Raw genomic sequence first — 17581 nt, 5'->3', positions numbered from 1 at the left:
GGCGGGGGCCGGCCCGTACGGCGCGGGGGTCAGCTCTTCTCGAAGCGGAAGCCGACGCCGCGGACGGTGGCGATGTAGCGGGGGTTGGCGGCGTCGTCGCCGAGCTTCTTGCGCAGCCAGGAGATGTGCATGTCGAGGGTCTTGGTGGAGGACCACCAGGTGGTGTCCCACACCTCGCGCATCAGCTGGTCGCGGGTGACGACCCGGCCCGCGTCCCGGACCAGGACGCGCAGCAGGTCGAACTCCTTGGCCGTGAGCTGGAGCTCCTCCTCCCCCATCCAGGCGCGGTGCGACTCGACGTCGATGCGGACGCCGTGGGTGGCGGGGGGCTGGCTCGCCTCGGTGGCGCCGCGCCGGAGCAGGGCCCGGACCCGGGCGAGCAGCTCCGCGAGGCGGAAGGGCTTGGTCACGTAGTCGTCGGCGCCCGCGTCCAGGCCGACGACCGTGTCGACCTCGTCCGCGCGGGCGGTGAGCACGAGGATCGGGAATCCGTGGCCCTCGGCGCGCAGCCGGCGGGCGACTTCGAGGCCGTCCATGCCCGGCAGGCCGAGGTCGAGGACGACGAGGTCGACGCCGCCCTGCAGTCCCGCGTCCAGGGCGGTGGGGCCGTCCTGACGGACCTCGACCTCGTACCCCTCCCGGCGCAGGGCGCGAGCCAGGGGCTCCGAGATGGATGCGTCGTCCTCGGCGAGCAGTACACGCGTCATGTGGGTGATGGTAGTCCGCGGAAAGTCCAACCCGGGGCCTGCCTGCATAGCCCTGGGGAACTGGGCATACGAAGGACTTGGGACCTTCGAATGGGGCCGAACGGTTCCCTGGAATCCTGTGATCCATGTCTCAAGTCCTTCCATATGCCGCAGTGTCGTGTCGTATGGTGGCGAGACGCCTGATGCACTACTCAGGGGACCTTTGTGCCGAAAAGCGCGCCGGAGGTCTTCGATTCTGTACGGGCCGGATTGGCTGTCCCCACGCACCGACGCGGCGGACCGCCCTGTCCGGACCGACGGCAGTGAACGACCTGTGGGCCGGGCCCTGCGCGCGATGGTGCGCGACGGGGCGTGGATCCCGGACGTGACTGTTCCGCCTCCCCCGCGTGCGGGGGCGAGGCCCCCGGGCGTGGGGCCGGAACAGCTTCGGCCGGTGCCGGCCACCCCTCACCGGGCGCGACCCCGCTCACAAAGCGGTGCGTCCCGAGCAAGCAAGGATCGACCATGGCTTCCAGCCTGACGACGGCTTCTCCGAGCCCCGCTCACGAGAAGACCCTCTTCGGCCACCCGATCGGCCTGGCCACGCTGTTCATGACCGAGATGTGGGAGCGGTTCTCCTACTACGGCATGCGTGCGCTTCTCGTCCTGTACCTGGTCTCCGGCGGCACGGACGCCGCGACCGGGAGCCAGGGCGGAGGCCTGGGCTTCAAAATGGGCGCCGCCACGGCGATCTACTCCGTCTACGTGGCCATGGTGTACCTCATGGCCATGCCGGGCGGCTGGTTCGGCGACCGCGTCTGGGGCGCCCGCAAGACCGTCACCATCGCCGGTGTCGTGATCATGGCCGGTCACGTGGCGCTGGCCCTGCCCGGCCAGATCGCCTTCTTCGTCGGTCTGCTGCTGGTGGCCGTCGGCTCCGGTCTGCTGAAAGCCAACATCTCCACGATGGTCGGCCACCTCTACAAGGGTGCGGACGACCCCCGTCGTGACGGCGGCTTCACGCTGTTCTACATCGGCATCAACCTGGGTGCCTTCGGCGCGCCGTTCCTGATCGGCACCGTCGGCGAGGTCGTCAACTGGCACCTCGGCTTCCTGCTCGCCGCGATCGGCATGGGTCTGGGCCTCGTGGTGTTCCTGGTCTTCGGCCGCACGCTGAGCCCGCAGAGCAGCATCGTCCCGAACCCGCTGTCGTCGACCGAGCGCAACGGCATCGTCGTCAAGGCCGTCGCCGCCCTCGCGATCGTCGCCGCGTTCTACGGCACCGTGGTCGCGCTGGGGCTGTTCACGATCAACTGGGCGCTGTACCCGATCACCATCGCCGGTCTGATCATCCCGGTCGTCGTCCTGGCGCGCATCAAGCGCGACAAGGACCTGTCGGGCCCCGAGCAGTCGAAGATGTCGGCGTACATCTGGTTCTTCATCGCCGCCGCCGTGTTCTGGATGATCTACGACCAGGGCGGCTCGACGCTGTCGCTGTTCGCGGACTCCAAGACCGGCACGATCTTCGGCTGGGACCCCTCGACGACCTGGTACCAGGCGCTGAACCCGCTCTACGTCATGGCGCTGGCCCCGGTCTTCGCGTGGATGTGGCTGTGGCTGGCCCGCAAGAACCAGGAGCCGAACACCATCGTGAAGTTCGCGATGGGCCTGGTCCTGGTCGGCGCGTCCTTCTTCGTCTTCATCGTCCCGATGAGCATGGCCTCCGACGGCACCATGGTGTCGCCGATGTGGCTGGTCTCGATCTACATGATCCAGACGATCGCCGAGCTGTGCCTCTCCCCGGTCGGCCTGTCGGTCACCACGAAGATGGCGCCGCAGAAGTACGCCTCCCAGATGATGGGCGTCTGGTTCCTGGCCGTCACCGCCGGTGACTGCACCACGGGTCTGCTGTCGCTCGCCGGCGTGGACCTGAACGGGACCGGGATCATCGGCATGCAGGCGGCGCTCGCCGTCGCGGCCGGACTCGCGGTCTACATGTACCGCAAGAAGGTCCAGGCCCTGATGGGCACCGTGCACTGACGCACCCCCGTACGCGCAGGACGGCCCGGCACACCGCGAGGTGTGCCGGGCCGTCCCGTTGTCCGGACCCGCTCCTACCGGGTGCCGCGCAGGCGGCGCCACGGGGTGAAGGTGAAGACCGCCGCGCCGAGCAGGACCACCGTGCCGGCGACCAGGGCCAGGGCCTTGATGCCGCCCTCGTCCTGCGCGCCGGTCTCGGCGAGACCGCCCGAGGCGGCGCTGCCGGAGCCGCCGGAGGACGACGGGCCGCCGGAGCCGCCCTGCTGGGCGGTGGTGTCCAGTTCCAGCGAGACGGCGCTGGTGGCCGCCTTGCAGGGGACGCTGAGCGGGGTGGACCCCGCGACCATCGTGACCTCGATCGTCATGTCGGACGGGCTGAGGGTGACCTTGCCCGTCTTGCCGGGCTTGTAGGTGCCCGTCATGTCGCTGAGGCTGACGCCCGCGCCCTGGCCGATCGGCTCGGCGTTGGCCGGGCCGGTGACCTTGACCGCACCGCTGTCGGCGCCGCCGAGCTTGACCTCCATCGAGGGCTTGAGCGCGCCCTTGGGCAGGGGCACCGGGGCCTTCATGGCGTCCTTGGCCGTCTTGACCGTCAGGTCGTAGCTGCCGCCGTTCTTCTTCGCGTTGACGGTGACCGGAGTGGTGATGCCGCCGGGGACCGTCTCGCCGCAGTCGAACTTCACGTCGACGGCCTTGCCCGGGAAGTCGGTCTGGCCGCCGCCCCCGGCGGTGGTGCCACCGTTCGCGGCGCCTCCGTTGGTGGCACCGCCGTTGGTGGCGCCCCCGTTGGTGGCGCCCCCGTTGGTCGCGCCCCCGTTCGTCGTCCCGCCGGTGGAGCCGGCGGACACGTCGATGGTCGCGCCCACGCCGGCCTCGCCCGTCGGCGCGCACTTGGTGGTGAACGTGCCGATGGAGAAGGTGACGGCGACGTCGTACTTGCCGGGGCTCAGGGTGATCTTCCCGGCCTTGGTGAGCTTCAGCTTGCCCTTCATGGCCGACATCACCATGGGGGCCTTCTTGGCGATCTCCGGGTTCTTCTTCTCCCCGACGACCTTGAGCTCGCCCATCCCGCCGCCGAGCGCGATCCACCCGGTGGGCAGGACGGAGTCCTTGGGGATCACCATCAGGTCGGTGTTGTTCGAGGCGGGCTTGACCGTCTCCCAGACCACGTCGACCTCGTCACCGACCTTGGCGGTGGCCGGAGCCGTGATCTTGGCCGTGGTGTCGCCCTCGACGGGGCTGCCACCACCGGCCGGCGGGATGCACTTGACCTTGTACGTGGTCTCGGCCGCCAGGGCGGGAGAAGCCGCCAGGGCGATGCCCGCGCCGCCGAGCAGCAGCGCGACCGCGGCCGCGCTTACCCTCCGTTGGGTCTTCACGAATGTCCCTTCGTCGTCGAACGGTTCTCAGACGGTGCGGACGTCTGTGGTGCTGTCTCCGGCGCGCTGTCCGGGGTGAACCACGGCAGGACCGCCGTGGTGGTCTGTGGGGGCGGGGCTTGCGACGGCTCCGGCTGCCCGCCGCGGTCCGCCCGCGCGGGACGGCGTACGGACGGGATGCGGGGCAGCCGGGCGGTGACGGCCGCGGCCGGGTCGGCGCCGCGGTGGCGTCCGCCGGCGGGGGCCGTGCGCGGCCGGACCCGGTCGACGACGGCCATGCCCACGCGGAAGACCGCGGCCGGGACCACCAGCAGGAGCAGGCCCCAGAAGAGCAGGACCCCGTACGGGCGGTCCACGCCCCAGGGCTGGGCGGCGACGACCGTCTCCCCGTACTTGAGGGAGATCGTGTAGTCCCCGTACGCGCCGGCCGTCAGGGCGACGTCCAGGGCGATCTCCGCCTTCCCGCCCGGCGGGATGGTGCCCTTCCAGCGGGCCTCCTCCCACAGGGGCGCGAACACCCCGTGGGCGATGCCGAGCTGGAAGACCGGGTCCTTGACCGGGGCGGAGCCGAGGTTGCCGACGGTGACCTTGAACGTCCGCGAGGGCGGGGAGCCGAACCAGGTCAGCACCCCGTCGTCGCCCTCCAGTTCCACCCCGGTGAGCATCGCGAGGCGGGCCGTGCCGGAGGCGGCGGGCAGCTCGGCCACCGGATGGTCGGTGATCTTCAGCGGGGCGGCGACGGTGGACTGGTCGCCGTTGACGGAGGTGACGTTCACGACGCACGGGCAGGGCTTGGGCGGGGCGACGACCGGCAGCTGCGCGGCGAAGCGGCCGTCGTCGGCGACCGCGACGGCGACCCCGTCGGCGTTGGCGCAGCTGTTGGTGCCGCCGATCATGTTCTCGCCGCAGACCAGCAGCATCACGAGCGTCTTGGGCCGCCAGCCGGTCCCGGTGACGGTGATCTCGGTACCCTTCGCGGCCTCCTGGAGCGAGAGCGCCACGGCGGGCTTGCCCTCGTCGGCGGCGGCCGGGGCCGCGGGCAGCAGCGCGAGGGCGCAGGCCGCCAGCCCCGCGGCGAGGAGGGCCGCGAGCCGGGCTGCGGCGCCGGGCGTGCGGGCGGCCATGGCGCTGGCGCTCACGTGGAGGCTCCCGTCAGTTCGTGTTCCGGTGCGCGGGCCTGGCCGGGCCCGCCGGTCGTCCCGGCGTCCGCCGTCCCGCCGCCGTCGGTCCCGCCGTCCGCGCCCCGCCCCCGCCGGCCGCGTACGAGGAACAGCGCGGCCATCGCGGTCCCGCCGAGGAGGAGCAGCCCGGCGCCCGTCCAGCCGGCCACCCGCCACGGCACGAACCACGCGGAGGCCTCCGCCGTGGCGCGGGCGCCGCCGGGCGCGGTGGCGGTCAGGGTGAGGCGGACGTGGTCGAGGGCGGGGGCGCCGGGCCAGGGTTCGGTCAGCTCGACCCGCTGCCCCGGGAGCAGTTCCAGCGGCAGCGCGCGGGCGGTGCGGCCGGGGACCTCGCCGAAGCGGCCCTCGGCGCGCAGGGACACCTCGGGGGCGAGGGCCACGTTCCCCCGGTTGACCAGGGCGTACGCGACCTCCGCGGCGGCGCCCCGGCCGCGCACGGAGACGTCCTCGACGGTGAGGGCGGCCAGCGTCGGACCGCTGACCCGCAGGTGGACCCGTACGCCCGCTTCGCGGCCCCCCTCGGCGGCGACCACGGCGGCGGGGTGGTCCCCGGGCGGGGAGGCGGGCGGCACGGTGACGGTGAAGGGAACCACCGCGCGGGTGCGGGGCGGGATCTTCACCGCGGAGCCGGCGCCGAAGCTGATCCACGACCCGGCCCCGGCCGACTCCCGGGCGGGGCGCACGGCGAAGGCGCCGTCGGCGGTGTTGTAGGCGTCGGCCCCGCGCAGGGTGACGGTGAGCTCCCGGTCGGTGGTGTTGGCGAGGGCGAGGCGGTCCTCCAGCACCGTGCCGGGGGTGCCGGCCAGGTAGTAGTACGGGCGCGCGCCGCCGGGGCGGGCGGCGCTCCCGGCGGCGGGCTCGGCGGTCCAGCCGGGCTCGTCGGCGACGGCCGGGTGCGCGGAGCCCGCGTACAGGGCGGCGGCGGTGAGGAGGGCCGCGCCGAGGCGGGCGGTCCTCCCGGGGGTGTGGAGCACGGACATGGCCGGGGTGCTCCGTTCAGGACCGGGCCCGCTGGCCGCGCCGGGTCAGCCAGAGCACGCCGGCGGCGCCGGAGAGCAGCACGGTGCCGCCGAGGGTGCCGAGGGCGAGGGCGGAGTCGGTGGGCCCGGTCTGCGGCAGGGTCTCCTCGCCGCCTCCGGCGCCGCCGCCGGACTGGGGGGCGCTGCCCGCGGGGGCGGTGACCTCCAGTTCCAGGGAGGGTCCGGGGCTGTTGCCGGGGGTGCAGGTGGTGGTGGTGCCCATCGCCTTGATGGTGAGCACGCCGGCGGTGAAGGTGACCTTGCCGCTCTTCTTGGGCGTGTAGGTGCCCGACAGGTCGCTGATCTTGATGGGGGTGTCGGCGGGCGCCGCCTCGGCGTTGGGAGGGCCGGATACCGGCACGGACACCTTCTCGGCGCCGTCGACGAGGATGACGGCGCTGGGCGTCATCGCGCCCTTGCCGAGTTCGATGGGGCTGGACGAGACCCCCTTCTGGAAGGACATCGTCAGCCTGTAGGCGTCGCCCTCCTTGACCGCCTTGATGTCGATGGGCGACACGGCCGACTTGTCCCCGATGGGGGTCTTGCAGTCGTAGGCCACGTCGACGACGGCCGCGCGGGCTGCGGGGGCGGCCAGCAGTACCGCCGATCCGGCCAGCGCGGAGGCCAGCGCGAGCGCGGTGGAGCGTTTCCGGTTGGACACCTTCGTCTTCCCCTCGGGCCACAAGTTACTGACGACACATCAGATTGGTGGCTCAAGGTACGCCGGGGGCCTTGAGGAGGGAAGACACGGGACGGCCCGGATCAACGGGCTTTCGGCCGCGCTGTTTCGGCCGGTCCGGCGGGGGCGCCCGACCGGTTCGGGCGGCGGGCTGGGGGCGGCCGGCCGGCCCGGCCCGTCTTCCCCGAGCCGGCCGGCCGCCCCCGGGCGGGTCAGGACGCGCGGACCCCGCGCTGCCAGACGGCCGAGACGAGCGGGACGCCCGGGCGGTACGCCAGGTGCACGTGGCTGGGCGCGTCCAGCACCGCCAGGTCGGCGCGGGCGCCGGGGGCGAGCGTGCCGATGTCGGTGCGGCGCAGGGCGCGGGCGCCGCCGGCCGTGGCGGACCAGAGGGCTTCGTCGGGGGTCATCCCCATGTCCCGGACGGCGAGCGCGATGCAGAACGGCATGGAACTCGTGTAGGAGGAACCGGGGTTGCAGTCCGTGGACAGGGCCACGGTCGCGCCCGCCCCGATCAGCCGGCGCGCGTCGGGCCACTGGGCGCGGGTGGAGAACTCGGCTCCGGGCAGCAGGGTGGCCACCGTCGTGGCCGCGGCCTGGCCGAGGGCGTCGACGTCGGCGTCGGTGAGGTGGGTGCAGTGGTCGGCGGAGGCCGCTTCGAGCTCCACGGCGAGCTGGACGCCGGGGCCGTGGCCGAGCTGGTTGGCGTGGATGCGCGGGATCAGCCCGGCGCCGGCGCCGGCGGTGAGGATCGCGCGGGCCTGGTCGCCGTCGAAGGCCCCCTTCTCGCAGAAGACGTCCACCCAGCGGGCGTACGGGGCGCAGGCGGCCAGCATGTCGCCGGTGACGAGGTCGACGTAGCCGGCCGGGTCGTCGGCGTAGTCGGGGGAGACGATGTGCGCGCCGAGGTAGGTGACCTCCTCGGTGTGCGCGGCGGCGATCCGCAGGGCGCGGGCCTCGTCGGCGACGGTGAGGCCGTATCCGGACTTGGTCTCGAAGGTGGTGGTGCCCTGGCGCCGGGCCTCGCGGAGGTGGCGCAGCAGGTTGGCCTCCAGCTCGTCGTCGGTGGCGGCGCGGGTCGCGGCGACGGTGGTGCGGATGCCGCCGGCCGAGTAACTGCGCCCGGACATGCGGGCGTTGAACTCGGCGGTGCGGTCGCCCGCGAAGACCAGGTGGGAGTGGGAGTCGACGAAGCCGGGGATGACGGCGCGGCCCTGCGCGTCGAAGGCCTCGTCCGCGGCCGGGGCCCCGGTCGCGGGACCGACCCAGGCGATCGTGTCGTCCTCGATGACGACGGCCGCGTCCCGGATCAGCCCGAGGGGGGAACCGTCGCCGGCGGACGGGTCGTTGGTGACGAGGCTGCCGATGTGGGTGATGACGGTGGTGGTCATGATTCCTCTCGGGGGTGGCCCGGGGCCCCGCTCCGGACCCCGTGCACCGGTCAGGACCGCAGCGCCGCGATGGCGTCGGCCAGGGCGGACGGGACGTCCTCGACCAGGGTGTGGTGGCCGTCGCGGACGACGTGGCGGCCGCCGACCACCGTGTGGCGGACGTCGGCGGCCGTGGCGGCGAAGACCGCCGTCTCGGCGCCGAGGCGGGGCAGGGTGCCCGCCGTCCGTACGGAGTCCAGGGCGACGGTGGTGAAGTCCGCGAGCGCGCCCGCCTCCAGGCGCCCCGCGTCGGTCCGGCCGAGGGCCGCGTGTCCGTCCTCGGTGGCGGCGGTGAGCAGCGCGTTCGCCGTCCAGTGGCCGCGGGTGCGGCTGCGCAGGCGCTCGTTCAGCTCCATGGCGCGGGCCTCTTCGAGCAGGTCGACCACGGCGTGGCTGTCGCTGCCCAGGGACAGCGGGCTGCCCGCGTGCTGGAGGCGGACGGCCGGGCCGATGCCGTCGGCGAGGTCGCGTTCGGTGGTGGGGCACATGCAGGTGCCGGTGGCGCTGCCGCCGAGCAGGGCGATGTCGGCGTCGGTGAGGTGCGTGTTGTGGACGCCGGTGGTGCGCGGACCGAGCACCCCGTGGTCGGCGAGCAGCCGGGTCGGCGTACGCCCGTGGGCGGCCCGGCACGCGTCGTTCTCGGCGGTCTGTTCCGAGAGGTGGACGTGCAGCGGGGCGCGGCGCTCCTCGGCCCAGCGGGCGACGGTGGCCAGCTGGTCGGCGGGCACGGCGCGCACCGAGTGGATCGCGGCGCCGATCAGGGCGTGCCCGCGGGGCTTCAGGGCGGAGGCCCGCTCGGCCCAGGCGTCGGCGGTGCCGTCGGAGAACCGCAGCTGGTGCGGGTTCGGGGCGTCGCCGAAGCCCGACGCCAGGTACGCCGTGTCCAGCAGGGTGATCCGGATGCCGGCCGCGGCGGCGGCCTCGATCAGGGCCTCGCCCATGGCGTTCGGGTCGGCGTAGGGGACGCCGCCGGGGGCGTGGTGGACGTAGTGGAACTCGCCGACGTTCGTGATGCCGGCCAGCGCCATCTCGGCGTACACCGCGCGCCCGAGCGCGAAGTACGAGTCGGGGGTGAGTTTCTGGGCGGCCTTGTACATGAAGTCGCGCCAGGTCCAGAAGGTGCCCGAGCCGACCTGGACCGTTCCGCGCAGGGCCCGGTGGAAGGCGTGGGAGTGCGCGTTGGCCAGACCGGGGAGGGTGAGGCCGCGCAGCACCTCCGCGCCGGGCGGGGGCGTCGCCGCCCCGGTGCGCAGGGCGGCGATGCGGCCGTCGGCCGTCACGTCGAGGGCGACGCCCGGTTCGACGTGGGTGCCGAGCCAGGCGTGCTCCAGCCAGTACGTCGTCACGGCGTGCGGGTCGAGCGGCATGCGAGGCCTTCCAGTACGTCGGCGAGGGCGAGGACTCCGGCCACGCAGTCGTCCTCGGCGGCGAACTCCCGCGGGGAGTGGGAGACGCCGGTCGGGTTCCGTACGAACAGCATCGCGGTCGGGACGGCCGCGGAGAGGATTCCGGCGTCGTGTCCCGCCCCCGTGCCGAGGACGGGCACGGACCCGCCCAGGATCCGGTTCATCTCGTCGCGCAGGGCGTGCTCGAACTCGACGACCGGCGTGAAGGACTCCCGGACGATGCCGAGGTCGATGCCGTCCTGGTCGGCGCGCTCGCGGGCGGCCTTCTCGATGGCGGTGACGACGGTGTCCAGGGTCGCCTGGTCGGCGGCGCGGGAGTCGAGCCAGCCGCGCACCAGCGAGGGGATGGCGTTGACCCCGTTGGGCTCGACGGCGATCTTCCCGAAGGTGGCGACGGCCCCGGCGAGCGCGGCCTCGGTCCGGGCGGCCAGCACGGTCGCCGCGTACGTGAGCATCGGGTCGCGGCGGTCCACCAGGCGGGTGGTGCCCGCGTGGTTGGCCTCGCCGCGGAAGTCGAACCGCCAGCGGCCGTGCGGCCAGATCGCGGAGGCGATCCCGACCCGGTCGCCGGACAGGTCCAGGGCCCGTCCCTGCTCCACGTGGAGTTCGACGAACGCGCCGATCCGGGCGAGGCGTTCGGGGTCGGCCCCGATGGTGTCGGGGTCGTACCCGGCGGCTTCCATGGCCCGGGGCAGGGTGATCCCGTCGGCGTCGCGCAGCTCGTACGCCTTCTCCTTGGTCAGCTGCCCGGCCGCGAGCCGGGAGCCGACGCAGGCCAGCCCGAAGCGGGCCCCTTCCTCGTCGCCGAAGTTGGTGATGGCCAGGGGCCGGGCGAACTCCGCTCCCCTCCTGCGGAGTTCGTCCAGGGCCGCGAAGGAGGACACCACCCCGAGGGGGCCGTCGAAGGCCCCGCCGTCGGGGACGGAGTCCAGGTGGGAGCCGGTGACGACGGCGTCCCCGGCGAGGGGGTCGCCGAGCCAGGCCCACTGGTTGCCGTTGCGGTCGGTCTCGTACGCCAGACCGCGCGCCTCGGCCTGCTCCTGGAACCAGGTCCGGCAGTCGGCGTCGGCGCCGGTCCAGGCGTAGCGGCGGTAGCCGCCGCTGCCGGCGTCCCGGCCGACGGGCGCGAGCTGCGCCCACATGCCGTGGAAGGTGGAGGCCTCGCTCACGCGTCGTCACCCTCGCGCATGGGGATGCGGACGTCGCGCTCGTCGGCGACCGTCTCGGCGATGTCGTAGCCGGCGTCGACGTGGCGGATGACGCCCATGCCCGGGTCGTTGGTGAGGACGCGGCGGATCTTCTCGCCTGCCAGCGGGGTGCCGTCGGCGACCGTGACCTGGCCCGCGTGGATGGAGCGGCCCATGCCGACGCCGCCGCCGTGGTGGATGGAGACCCAGGAGGCGCCGGAGGCGACGTTGACCATGGCGTTGAGCAGCGGCCAGTCGGCGATGGCGTCGGAGCCGTCGAGCATGGCCTCGGTCTCGCGGTACGGGGAGGCCACCGAGCCGCAGTCGAGGTGGTCCCGGCCGATGACCAGCGGGGCGGCCAGTTCGCCGCTCGCGACCATGTCGTTGAAGCGCTCGCCGGCCTTGTCGCGCTCGCCGTAGCCGAGCCAGCAGATGCGGGCGGGCAGGCCCTGGAAGTGGACGCGCTCGCCGGCCATCTTGATCCAGCGGTGCAGGGACTCGTTCTCCGGGAAGAGCTCCAGCATCGCCTTGTCGGTCTTGTGGATGTCGGAGGCCTCGCCGGACAGGGCCGCCCAGCGGAAGGGGCCCTTGCCCTCGCAGAACAGCGGCCGGATGTAGGCGGGGACGAAGCCGGGGAAGGCGAAGGCGCGGTCGTAGCCGGCCAGCTGGGCCTCGCCGCGGATGGAGTTGCCGTAGTCGAAGACCTCGGCGCCGGCGTCCATGAAGCCGACCATGGCCTCGACGTGCGTCGCCATGGACTCGCGGGCGCGGGTGGTGAAGCCCGCCGGGTCCTTGGCCGCGTAGGAGGCCATGTCGTCGAAGTCGACGCCGACGGGGAGGTAGGCGAGCGGGTCGTGGGCGCTCGTCTGGTCGGTGACGATGTCGACCGGCGCGCCTTCGGCCAGCATCTGCGGGAGCAGGTCGGCGGCGTTGCCGAGGAGGCCGATGGAGAGCGGCTTGCGGGCGTCGCGGGCCTCGACGGCGAGCTGGAGGGCGTGGCGCAGGTCGTCCGCCTTGACGTCCAGGTAGCGGTGCTCGATGCGGCGGTCGATGGCGCGCGGGTCGACGTCGATGCAGATCGCGACGCCGTCGTTCATCGTCACGGCCAGCGGCTGGGCGCCGCCCATGCCGCCGAGGCCGGCGGTGAGGGTGATGGTGCCGGCGAGGGTGCCCCCGAACTTCTTGGCGGCGACGGCGGCGAAGGTCTCGTAGGTGCCCTGGAGGATGCCCTGGGTGCCGATGTAGATCCACGAGCCGGCCGTCATCTGGCCGTACATGGTCAGGCCGAGGTTCTCCAGGCGGCGGAACTCCTCCCAGTTGGCCCAGTCGCCGACGAGGTTGGAGTTGGCGAGCAGGACGCGCGGCGCCCACTCGTGGGTCTGCATCACGCCGACCGGGCGGCCGGACTGGACGAGCATCGTCTCGTCCTGCTTGAGGGTCTGGAGGGTGCGCACCATGGCGTCGTACGAGCGCCAGTCGCGGGCGGCCTTGCCGGTGCCGCCGTAGACGACGAGCTTGTCGGGGTGCTCGGCGACCTCGGGGTCGAGGTTGTTCTGGAGCATCCGCAGCGCGGCCTCCTGCTGCCATCCCAGGGTGCTGAGTGCGGTACCGCGCGAGGCCCGTACGGGGCGAGGTCCTGACATGGCTGTGCCTCCTCCGATGTTGGTCAATCCATTCACATCCTGTCCCCATGAATAGATTCAGTCAACAGCTGCGGGCGGGTCGGTGTGGTGGTGGGATGGCGGCATGGCTGCCGACAGGAACGCGCAGACGGGCACGCAGGCCGGCGCGGGCCGGCCCGAGGGCGCCGATCGGGGGGCGGGGCCGGGGGCGGGGGCCGGGGCTGGGGCTGGGCCGGGGGCCGGGCCGGGGACCGGGGCCGCGGCGGTCCGGGTCCGGCGGCGGGACCTGGCCGTGCGGGCCGCCGTCCGGCAGGGGCTGCTCGACTCCGAGCCGCTGGTCTGCCTGCTGGACACCGCCGGGATCCGGGCCTCGGCGGCCGCCCTGACCGGGGCGTTCGCGGCGGCGCTGCCGCCCGGCACGCCGGTCCTGCACGCCTTCGCCGTCAAGGCGGCCCCGCTCGTACCGGTCCTGCGGCTGCTCGCGGACTGCGGGATCGGCTGCGAGGTGGCGAGCGCCGGCGAGCTGGCACTGGCCCGGGCGGCCGGGACCCTGCCGGAGCACACCGTCCTGGACTCCCCCGCCAAGACGACCGCCGAGCTGCGGGAGGCCCTCGCCCTCGGGATCGCCGTCAACGCCGACAACCACCAGGAGCTGGAGCGCCTCGACGCCCTGGTCGCGGCGGCCCCCACCGCCTCCCCGATCGGCGTCCGGATCAACCCCCAGACGGGCGCGGGCACGATCGGCGCCCTCTCCACCGCCACCGCCACCTCGAAGTTCGGCGTGGCCCTGCGCGACCCGGGCGCCCGCGCCCGGCTCGTGCGGGCCTTCCTGGACCGGCCGTGGCTGACGCGCCTGCACACCCACTCCGGCTCGCAGGGGGTCCCGCTCCCCCTGCTCGCACGGGGCGTGCGGGAGCTGCACGCGCTGGCCGAGGAGATCAACGCGGCGGCCGGGCGCCGCCAGGTCGACACCCTCGACATCGGCGGCGGGCTGCCGGTGGACTTCTCCTCGGACGAGGAGGCCCCGGCCTTCGCGGAGTACGCCGCCGCCCTGCGCGCGGCGGTGCCCGGACTCTTCGACGGCTCGTACGGCCTGGTGACGGAGTTCGGCCGGGCCCTGCTGGCCAAGCACGGGCTGGTCCTCGCGCGGGTCGAGTACACCAAGACCACCGGGGGCCGCCCGATCGCCGTCACGCACGCCGGGGTCCAGCTGGCCACCCGGACCGTGTACGCGCCGGCCGCCTGGCCGGTCCGCGTCCTGGCGTACGACGCGAAGGGCGCTCCGAAGACCGGCGATCCGGTGGCCCAGGACGTCGCCGGGCCGGCCTGCTTCGCGGGCGACCTGCTCGCCACGGCCCGGGAGCTGCCCCTGCTGGCCCCGGGCGACCTGGTCGGGGTGCCGGACACGGGCGCGTACTTCTTCACCGCGCACTACGGCTACAACAGCCTGCCCCGCCCCGCGGTCCACGGGTACGCGGCCGGCCCGGACGGAGGCATCCGCTTCGCCCCGGCCCGCGGGGCGCAGGACCTCGCGACCCTCGTGGCGGAAGCCGGCGCCGCCCACCGCGACGCCCTGCTGTAGGAGACGTCCGGCCGGCGCCGGAGTCCCCGCGGGGCCGCCTACGGCTCGTGGGTCAGGGTGGCCGCGAGGGCCGGGGCGAGGCCGGCGACCAGGTCGTCCGGGGTCAGGGCGGTCACCGCCGGCAGCCGCAGCAGGTAGCGGCTCAGGGCCAGGCCCAGCAGCTGGGCGGAGACCAGGCCGGCCGTGCGGGCGGCCCGCTCCGGGCCGAGGGCCGCCGCCAGCGCGGGGGCGACCTGGGCCGCGAACACCTCCCGCATGCGGGCGGCCGCCCGCTCGTTGGTCACCGCCGAGCGGAGCAGCACGAGCAGCGCGTCGTCGGCCGGGTCGCCCTCCCACCGCTCGACGAAGTGCCGCACGAGGGCCGCGGGGAGCTCCCGCGCCGGTACGGCCGCGAGGTCCGGCAGGCGCAGGTCGACCGCGAGGGCCGCGTCGAAGAGCCCCTCCTTGCTGCCGTAGTAGCGCATGACCATGGAGGGATCGATCCCCGCGTCCCCCGCGACGGCGCGGATGGTGGTGCGCTCGTACCCCTGCGCGGCGAATCGCTCGCGCGCCGCGCGCAGGATGGCCGTCCTGGTCTGATCCGATCTGCGTACCGTCATGCCAACAACCGTAGGCCAACATGCGTTGACACGCCAGGGCCGCAGGCGCATGCTGTTGCCCACAGACGTTGGCCAACAACCGTTGGCATTTTTGCAGGAGGCCGTCATGACCAGCACCGCCGCGCTCCCGCTCCCCGGCCGCACCGAGGTCGCGATCGTCGGCGCGGGCCCCACCGGGCTCGCCCTCGCCGCGACGCTCGCGCAGGCCGGCGTCGACTTCGTGCTCCTCGACCGGCAGGCCGAGGGGGCCAACACCTCGCGCGCCGCCGTCGTGCACGCCCGCACCCTGGAGGTCCTCGACGAGATGGACCCCTCCGGGGCCCTGTCCGCCGACCTGATCGGCCGCGGCCTGCGCGTCACCCGGTTCCAGGTCCGCGACGGCGCCCGCCCGCTGGCCGCGGTCGACTTCGGCGGGCTGCGCACGCCCCACCCGTACGCGCTGATGGTCCCCCAGTACGAGACCGAGGCCGTGCTGCTCCGGCGGCTGCGCGCCCTCGGCGGCGAGGTCCACCGGCCGTACGAGGTCACCGGCGTCGTCCAGGACGCGGACGGGGTCACCCTCACCACCGCCTCCGGCGAGACCCTGCGCGCGGCCCGTGCGGTCGGGGCCGACGGCATGCACAGCACCGTCCGCGCGGCCGCCGGGATCGGCTTCACCGGCAAGCCGTACGAGGAGTCCTTCGTCCTCGCCGACGTCGTCATGGACTGGACCCCGGGCCCCCATGAGGTCTCGCTCGCCTTCGGCCCCGCCGGTCTCACCGTGGTCGCGCCCCTGCCGGCCTCCGGCCCCTCCGGGTCCGGAGGGGCCGCGGGAGGCCGCTACCGGGTCGTCGCCACCGCCGAGGAGGCCCCGGCCTCGCCGGACCTGGCCTACGTACGGGCGCTGCTGGCCGAGCGCGCCCCCGGCCAGGCCACCGTCGCGGAACTCGTCTGGTCGTCCCGGTTCCGGATCCACCACCGCGTCGCCGACCGGTACCGGGCCGGCAGGCTGCTGCTCGCCGGGGACGCCGCCCACGTGCACAGCCCGGCCGGCGGGCAGGGCATGAACACCGGCATCCAGGACGGCCACGCCCTCGGCCGGGCGCTGACGGCCGGCCCGCTCGACGGCCCCGACGGCTACGAGGCCCGCCGCCGGCCCGTGGCCCTGCGCGTGGTCGCGCTGACCGACCGGATGACCCGCGTCGCCACCACCCGCAACCCGCTGCTGCGCCGCGTGCGCAACACCGCGCTCCCCCTGCTCTCCCGCGTCCCGGCCCTGCGCGAGCGCCTCGCCACCGAGCTGGCCGAGCTGGACTACCGCTGACGGCCGGGGAGCGCGGCGGCCCGCGGTCGCGGCGTGCTCACTCCACGAACAGCCCCCGCGCCGCGGCCCGCGCGTCGAAGGCCTCCAGCCGCGCCTGCGCGTCCGGCAGCGCGTCCGCCATCGCCTCCAGCAGCACCCGGCCCAGCAGCATCGGGGCGCAGGCCGTGTCGAAGGCCAGGCCGGTGCCGACGGGGGCCGGGATCAGCAGGTCCGAGTGGCGGGCGACCGGCGCGAACGCCGAGTCCGCCACGGTGACGACGGTCAGCCCGGCCCGCCGGGAGCGCTCCAGGGTGTCCACGACCTCCCGGGGGTGGCGGGGCAGCGCGAAGCACAGCAGCGCGGTGGCCCCCTCGTAGCGGGCCGCGTCGATGCGGTCCTCCAGCATCGAGCCGCCCTCGTCGAGCAGCCGTACGTCCGGGTGCACCTTGCCGGCGAAGTACGCGAACCCGCGCGCCTGCGAGGACGCCGCCCGCAGCCCGAGCACCGGCAGCGGCACCGAGGCGGCGAGCAGCCGGCCCGCCTCCTGGACCGGCGCCGGATCGGCGAGCATCGCCGACAGCTGCCGCAGGTTCTCGATCTCGCCCTGGACGGCCTGCTGGTACTCGTTGTACGCGTCCCCGTCCTCGGCCCCCGCCCGCTCGGCGGGCGCCACCTCGCGCAGGTGCCGGCGCAGCGCGGGGTACCCGTCGAAGCCGAGCGCCACCGCGAACCGGGTCACGGAGGGCTGGCTCACCCCCGCGAGTTCGGCGAGCTCCACGCTCGACAGGAACGGCACCTCGGCCGCCCCGCGCACCATGCAGTGCGCGATCCGCCGCTGGGTCGGCGTCAGCCGGTGCCCTTCGAACAGCGTCTGCAGCCGTGCGGCCGGGCCGTCGCTCATGGCCGTCCCCTCCATCCCGTCCCCGGTTGAGATATTCAGTCACGGAGCACTCTGCATGCGGTTATGCAGCGGGGCAACCCGCGCCCACGATGCGGAGGGGGCGCGGCCGGGCGGGCGGCGTCCGGCGGGCGCGGAATCGGGGGGATAGCCCCAGTGCCCGGGAGCACGGCGCTTCCTACCGTGGGGGCATGGACGCGCATGCCCGAGAGCTGAAGAAGGAATTCGACGCCACCCTGGACGCCCGGCGGGAGCTGGGCCCGGAGTACGAGGCCGAGCTGGTGGACTCGTTCGTCGAGAAGGTCGACACACAGGTCAGGCGGCGGCTGGCCGAGGAACGTCTGCGGGCGGCCCGCGGCGGGCCGGGCGGCGGCGCCGCGTCGCCCGCGGCCGCGTTCGGGGAGCGGTTCGGCTTCGCCGTCGTCACGCTGGTCCTGGCGATCCCGCTCTCGGCGATCGGCGCCGCGCACGCCCGCCTGAGCGGGCTGCTGGTGGTCTGGGCGGGCATCGTGGCGGTGAACTTCGTCCACGCCCACAAGCCCTTCGGCGGCCGCGGGAACCGCGAACCGCTCGACTGACGGGGGCCGACGG

At 74.4% G+C, this 17581-nt stretch carries 15 protein-coding genes; 4 read left to right on the top strand and 11 right to left on the bottom strand.

Annotated features, from left to right (window positions below):
- Positions 1-29: 29 nt before the first annotated feature.
- Entirely contained in the window at positions 30-707 is a 678-nt protein-coding gene (locus tag ACZ6S8_RS20965) for a response regulator transcription factor (RefSeq protein ID WP_469457810.1), read from the bottom strand.
- A gap of 504 nt (positions 708-1211) precedes the next feature.
- Here ACZ6S8_RS20965 and ACZ6S8_RS20960 point away from each other — a divergent pair.
- Positions 1212-2726 (top strand): peptide MFS transporter, encoded by a 1515-nt coding sequence (locus tag ACZ6S8_RS20960; protein ID WP_469457808.1) that lies wholly within the window; start codon positions 1212-1214, stop codon positions 2724-2726.
- A 74-nt stretch (positions 2727-2800) separates the two neighbouring features.
- Here the strand turns inward: ACZ6S8_RS20960 and ACZ6S8_RS20955 are convergent, their stop codons facing one another.
- The 8 genes from ACZ6S8_RS20955 to hutU form a co-directional block, all read right to left on the bottom strand.
- Positions 2801-4105 carry a hypothetical protein gene (locus tag ACZ6S8_RS20955; protein WP_469457806.1) on the bottom strand — a complete coding sequence of 435 codons (1305 nt, stop codon included), beginning with the start codon at positions 4103-4105 and terminating at the stop codon, positions 2801-2803.
- Complete coding sequence (locus ACZ6S8_RS20950; protein ID WP_469457906.1) at positions 4102-5229, bottom strand: hypothetical protein; 1128 nt, start codon at positions 5227-5229, stop codon at positions 4102-4104. The genes ACZ6S8_RS20955 and ACZ6S8_RS20950 overlap by 4 nt, the downstream gene beginning before the upstream one ends.
- 11 nt (positions 5230-5240) lie before the next feature.
- Positions 5241-6266 (bottom strand): COG1470 family protein, encoded by a 1026-nt coding sequence (locus ACZ6S8_RS20945; RefSeq protein WP_469457804.1) that lies wholly within the window; start codon positions 6264-6266, stop codon positions 5241-5243.
- Between the two features lie 16 nt (positions 6267-6282).
- Positions 6283-6966: an LPXTG cell wall anchor domain-containing protein gene (locus tag ACZ6S8_RS20940; RefSeq protein ID WP_469457802.1), complete on the bottom strand. Its 684-nt coding sequence runs from the start codon at positions 6964-6966 to the stop codon at positions 6283-6285.
- Between the two features lie 230 nt (positions 6967-7196).
- Positions 7197-8375 (bottom strand): imidazolonepropionase, encoded by a 1179-nt coding sequence (gene hutI, locus ACZ6S8_RS20935; protein ID WP_469457801.1) that lies wholly within the window; start codon positions 8373-8375, stop codon positions 7197-7199.
- A 50-nt stretch (positions 8376-8425) separates the two neighbouring features.
- On the bottom strand, positions 8426-9781 hold the full coding sequence (locus tag ACZ6S8_RS20930; protein ID WP_469457800.1) for a formimidoylglutamate deiminase: 1356 nt from the start codon (positions 9779-9781) through the stop codon (positions 8426-8428).
- The gene (locus ACZ6S8_RS20925) at positions 9757-10962 is read right to left on the bottom strand and encodes an allantoate amidohydrolase (RefSeq protein ID WP_469457904.1); all 1206 of its coding nucleotides are present in this window, start codon (positions 10960-10962) and stop codon (positions 9757-9759) included. The genes ACZ6S8_RS20930 and ACZ6S8_RS20925 overlap by 25 nt, the downstream gene beginning before the upstream one ends.
- Before the next feature lie 23 nt (positions 10963-10985).
- Positions 10986-12650, bottom strand: coding sequence for a urocanate hydratase (gene hutU, locus ACZ6S8_RS20920; RefSeq protein ID WP_469457798.1), 1665 nt, complete (start codon positions 12648-12650; stop codon positions 10986-10988).
- A 103-nt stretch (positions 12651-12753) separates the two neighbouring features.
- On the opposite strand from hutU, the gene ACZ6S8_RS20915 reads away from it, so the two are divergent.
- A complete protein-coding gene (locus ACZ6S8_RS20915) occupies positions 12754-14211 on the top strand; it encodes a type III PLP-dependent enzyme domain-containing protein (protein WP_469457796.1) in 1458 nt (485 codons plus the stop codon).
- Between the two features lie 38 nt (positions 14212-14249).
- On the opposite strand, the gene ACZ6S8_RS20910 is transcribed toward ACZ6S8_RS20915, so the two are convergent.
- Positions 14250-14810, bottom strand: a complete 561-nt coding sequence (locus ACZ6S8_RS20910; RefSeq protein WP_469457793.1) for a TetR/AcrR family transcriptional regulator — start codon at positions 14808-14810, stop codon at positions 14250-14252.
- A gap of 106 nt (positions 14811-14916) precedes the next feature.
- Here ACZ6S8_RS20910 and ACZ6S8_RS20905 point away from each other — a divergent pair, with 106 nt between their 5' ends.
- A complete protein-coding gene (locus ACZ6S8_RS20905; RefSeq protein WP_469457791.1) occupies positions 14917-16113 on the top strand; it encodes an FAD-dependent oxidoreductase in 1197 nt (398 codons plus the stop codon).
- A 37-nt stretch (positions 16114-16150) separates the two neighbouring features.
- Here the strand turns inward: ACZ6S8_RS20905 and ACZ6S8_RS20900 are convergent, their stop codons facing one another.
- Positions 16151-16993 carry a MurR/RpiR family transcriptional regulator gene (locus ACZ6S8_RS20900; protein WP_469457789.1) on the bottom strand — a complete coding sequence of 281 codons (843 nt, stop codon included), beginning with the start codon at positions 16991-16993 and terminating at the stop codon, positions 16151-16153.
- A 188-nt stretch (positions 16994-17181) separates the two neighbouring features.
- On the opposite strand from ACZ6S8_RS20900, the gene ACZ6S8_RS20895 reads away from it, so the two are divergent.
- On the top strand, positions 17182-17568 hold the full coding sequence (locus ACZ6S8_RS20895) for a hypothetical protein (RefSeq protein WP_469457787.1): 387 nt from the start codon (positions 17182-17184) through the stop codon (positions 17566-17568).
- Positions 17569-17581 lie beyond the last annotated feature (13 nt).

It is taken from the genome of Streptomyces sp. NPDC048461, from assembly GCF_055587105.1.
The sequence above is the reverse complement of the archived record's forward strand: the minus strand, read 5'-3'. Positions and strand labels throughout refer to the sequence as shown.

Coding starts and splice junctions, on each gene's coding strand:
- ACZ6S8_RS20950 (WP_469457906.1), bottom strand. CDS start 5,229: ATGGCCGCCCGCACGCCCGGCGCCGCAGCCCGGCTCGCGGCCCTCCTC.
- ACZ6S8_RS20930 (WP_469457800.1), bottom strand. CDS start 9,781: ATGCCGCTCGACCCGCACGCCGTGACGACGTACTGGCTGGAGCACGCC.
- ACZ6S8_RS20900 (WP_469457789.1), bottom strand. CDS start 16,993: ATGAGCGACGGCCCGGCCGCACGGCTGCAGACGCTGTTCGAAGGGCAC.
- ACZ6S8_RS20910 (WP_469457793.1), bottom strand. CDS start 14,810: ATGACGGTACGCAGATCGGATCAGACCAGGACGGCCATCCTGCGCGCG.
- ACZ6S8_RS20895 (WP_469457787.1), top strand. CDS start 17,182: ATGGACGCGCATGCCCGAGAGCTGAAGAAGGAATTCGACGCCACCCTG.
- ACZ6S8_RS20965 (WP_469457810.1), bottom strand. CDS start 707: ATGACGCGTGTACTGCTCGCCGAGGACGACGCATCCATCTCGGAGCCC.
- hutU (WP_469457798.1), bottom strand. CDS start 12,650: ATGTCAGGACCTCGCCCCGTACGGGCCTCGCGCGGTACCGCACTCAGC.
- ACZ6S8_RS20905 (WP_469457791.1), top strand. CDS start 14,917: ATGACCAGCACCGCCGCGCTCCCGCTCCCCGGCCGCACCGAGGTCGCG.
- ACZ6S8_RS20925 (WP_469457904.1), bottom strand. CDS start 10,962: ATGTGGGCGCAGCTCGCGCCCGTCGGCCGGGACGCCGGCAGCGGCGGC.
- hutI (WP_469457801.1), bottom strand. CDS start 8,375: ATGACCACCACCGTCATCACCCACATCGGCAGCCTCGTCACCAACGAC.
- ACZ6S8_RS20915 (WP_469457796.1), top strand. CDS start 12,754: ATGGCTGCCGACAGGAACGCGCAGACGGGCACGCAGGCCGGCGCGGGC.
- ACZ6S8_RS20960 (WP_469457808.1), top strand. CDS start 1,212: ATGGCTTCCAGCCTGACGACGGCTTCTCCGAGCCCCGCTCACGAGAAG.
- ACZ6S8_RS20945 (WP_469457804.1), bottom strand. CDS start 6,266: ATGTCCGTGCTCCACACCCCCGGGAGGACCGCCCGCCTCGGCGCGGCC.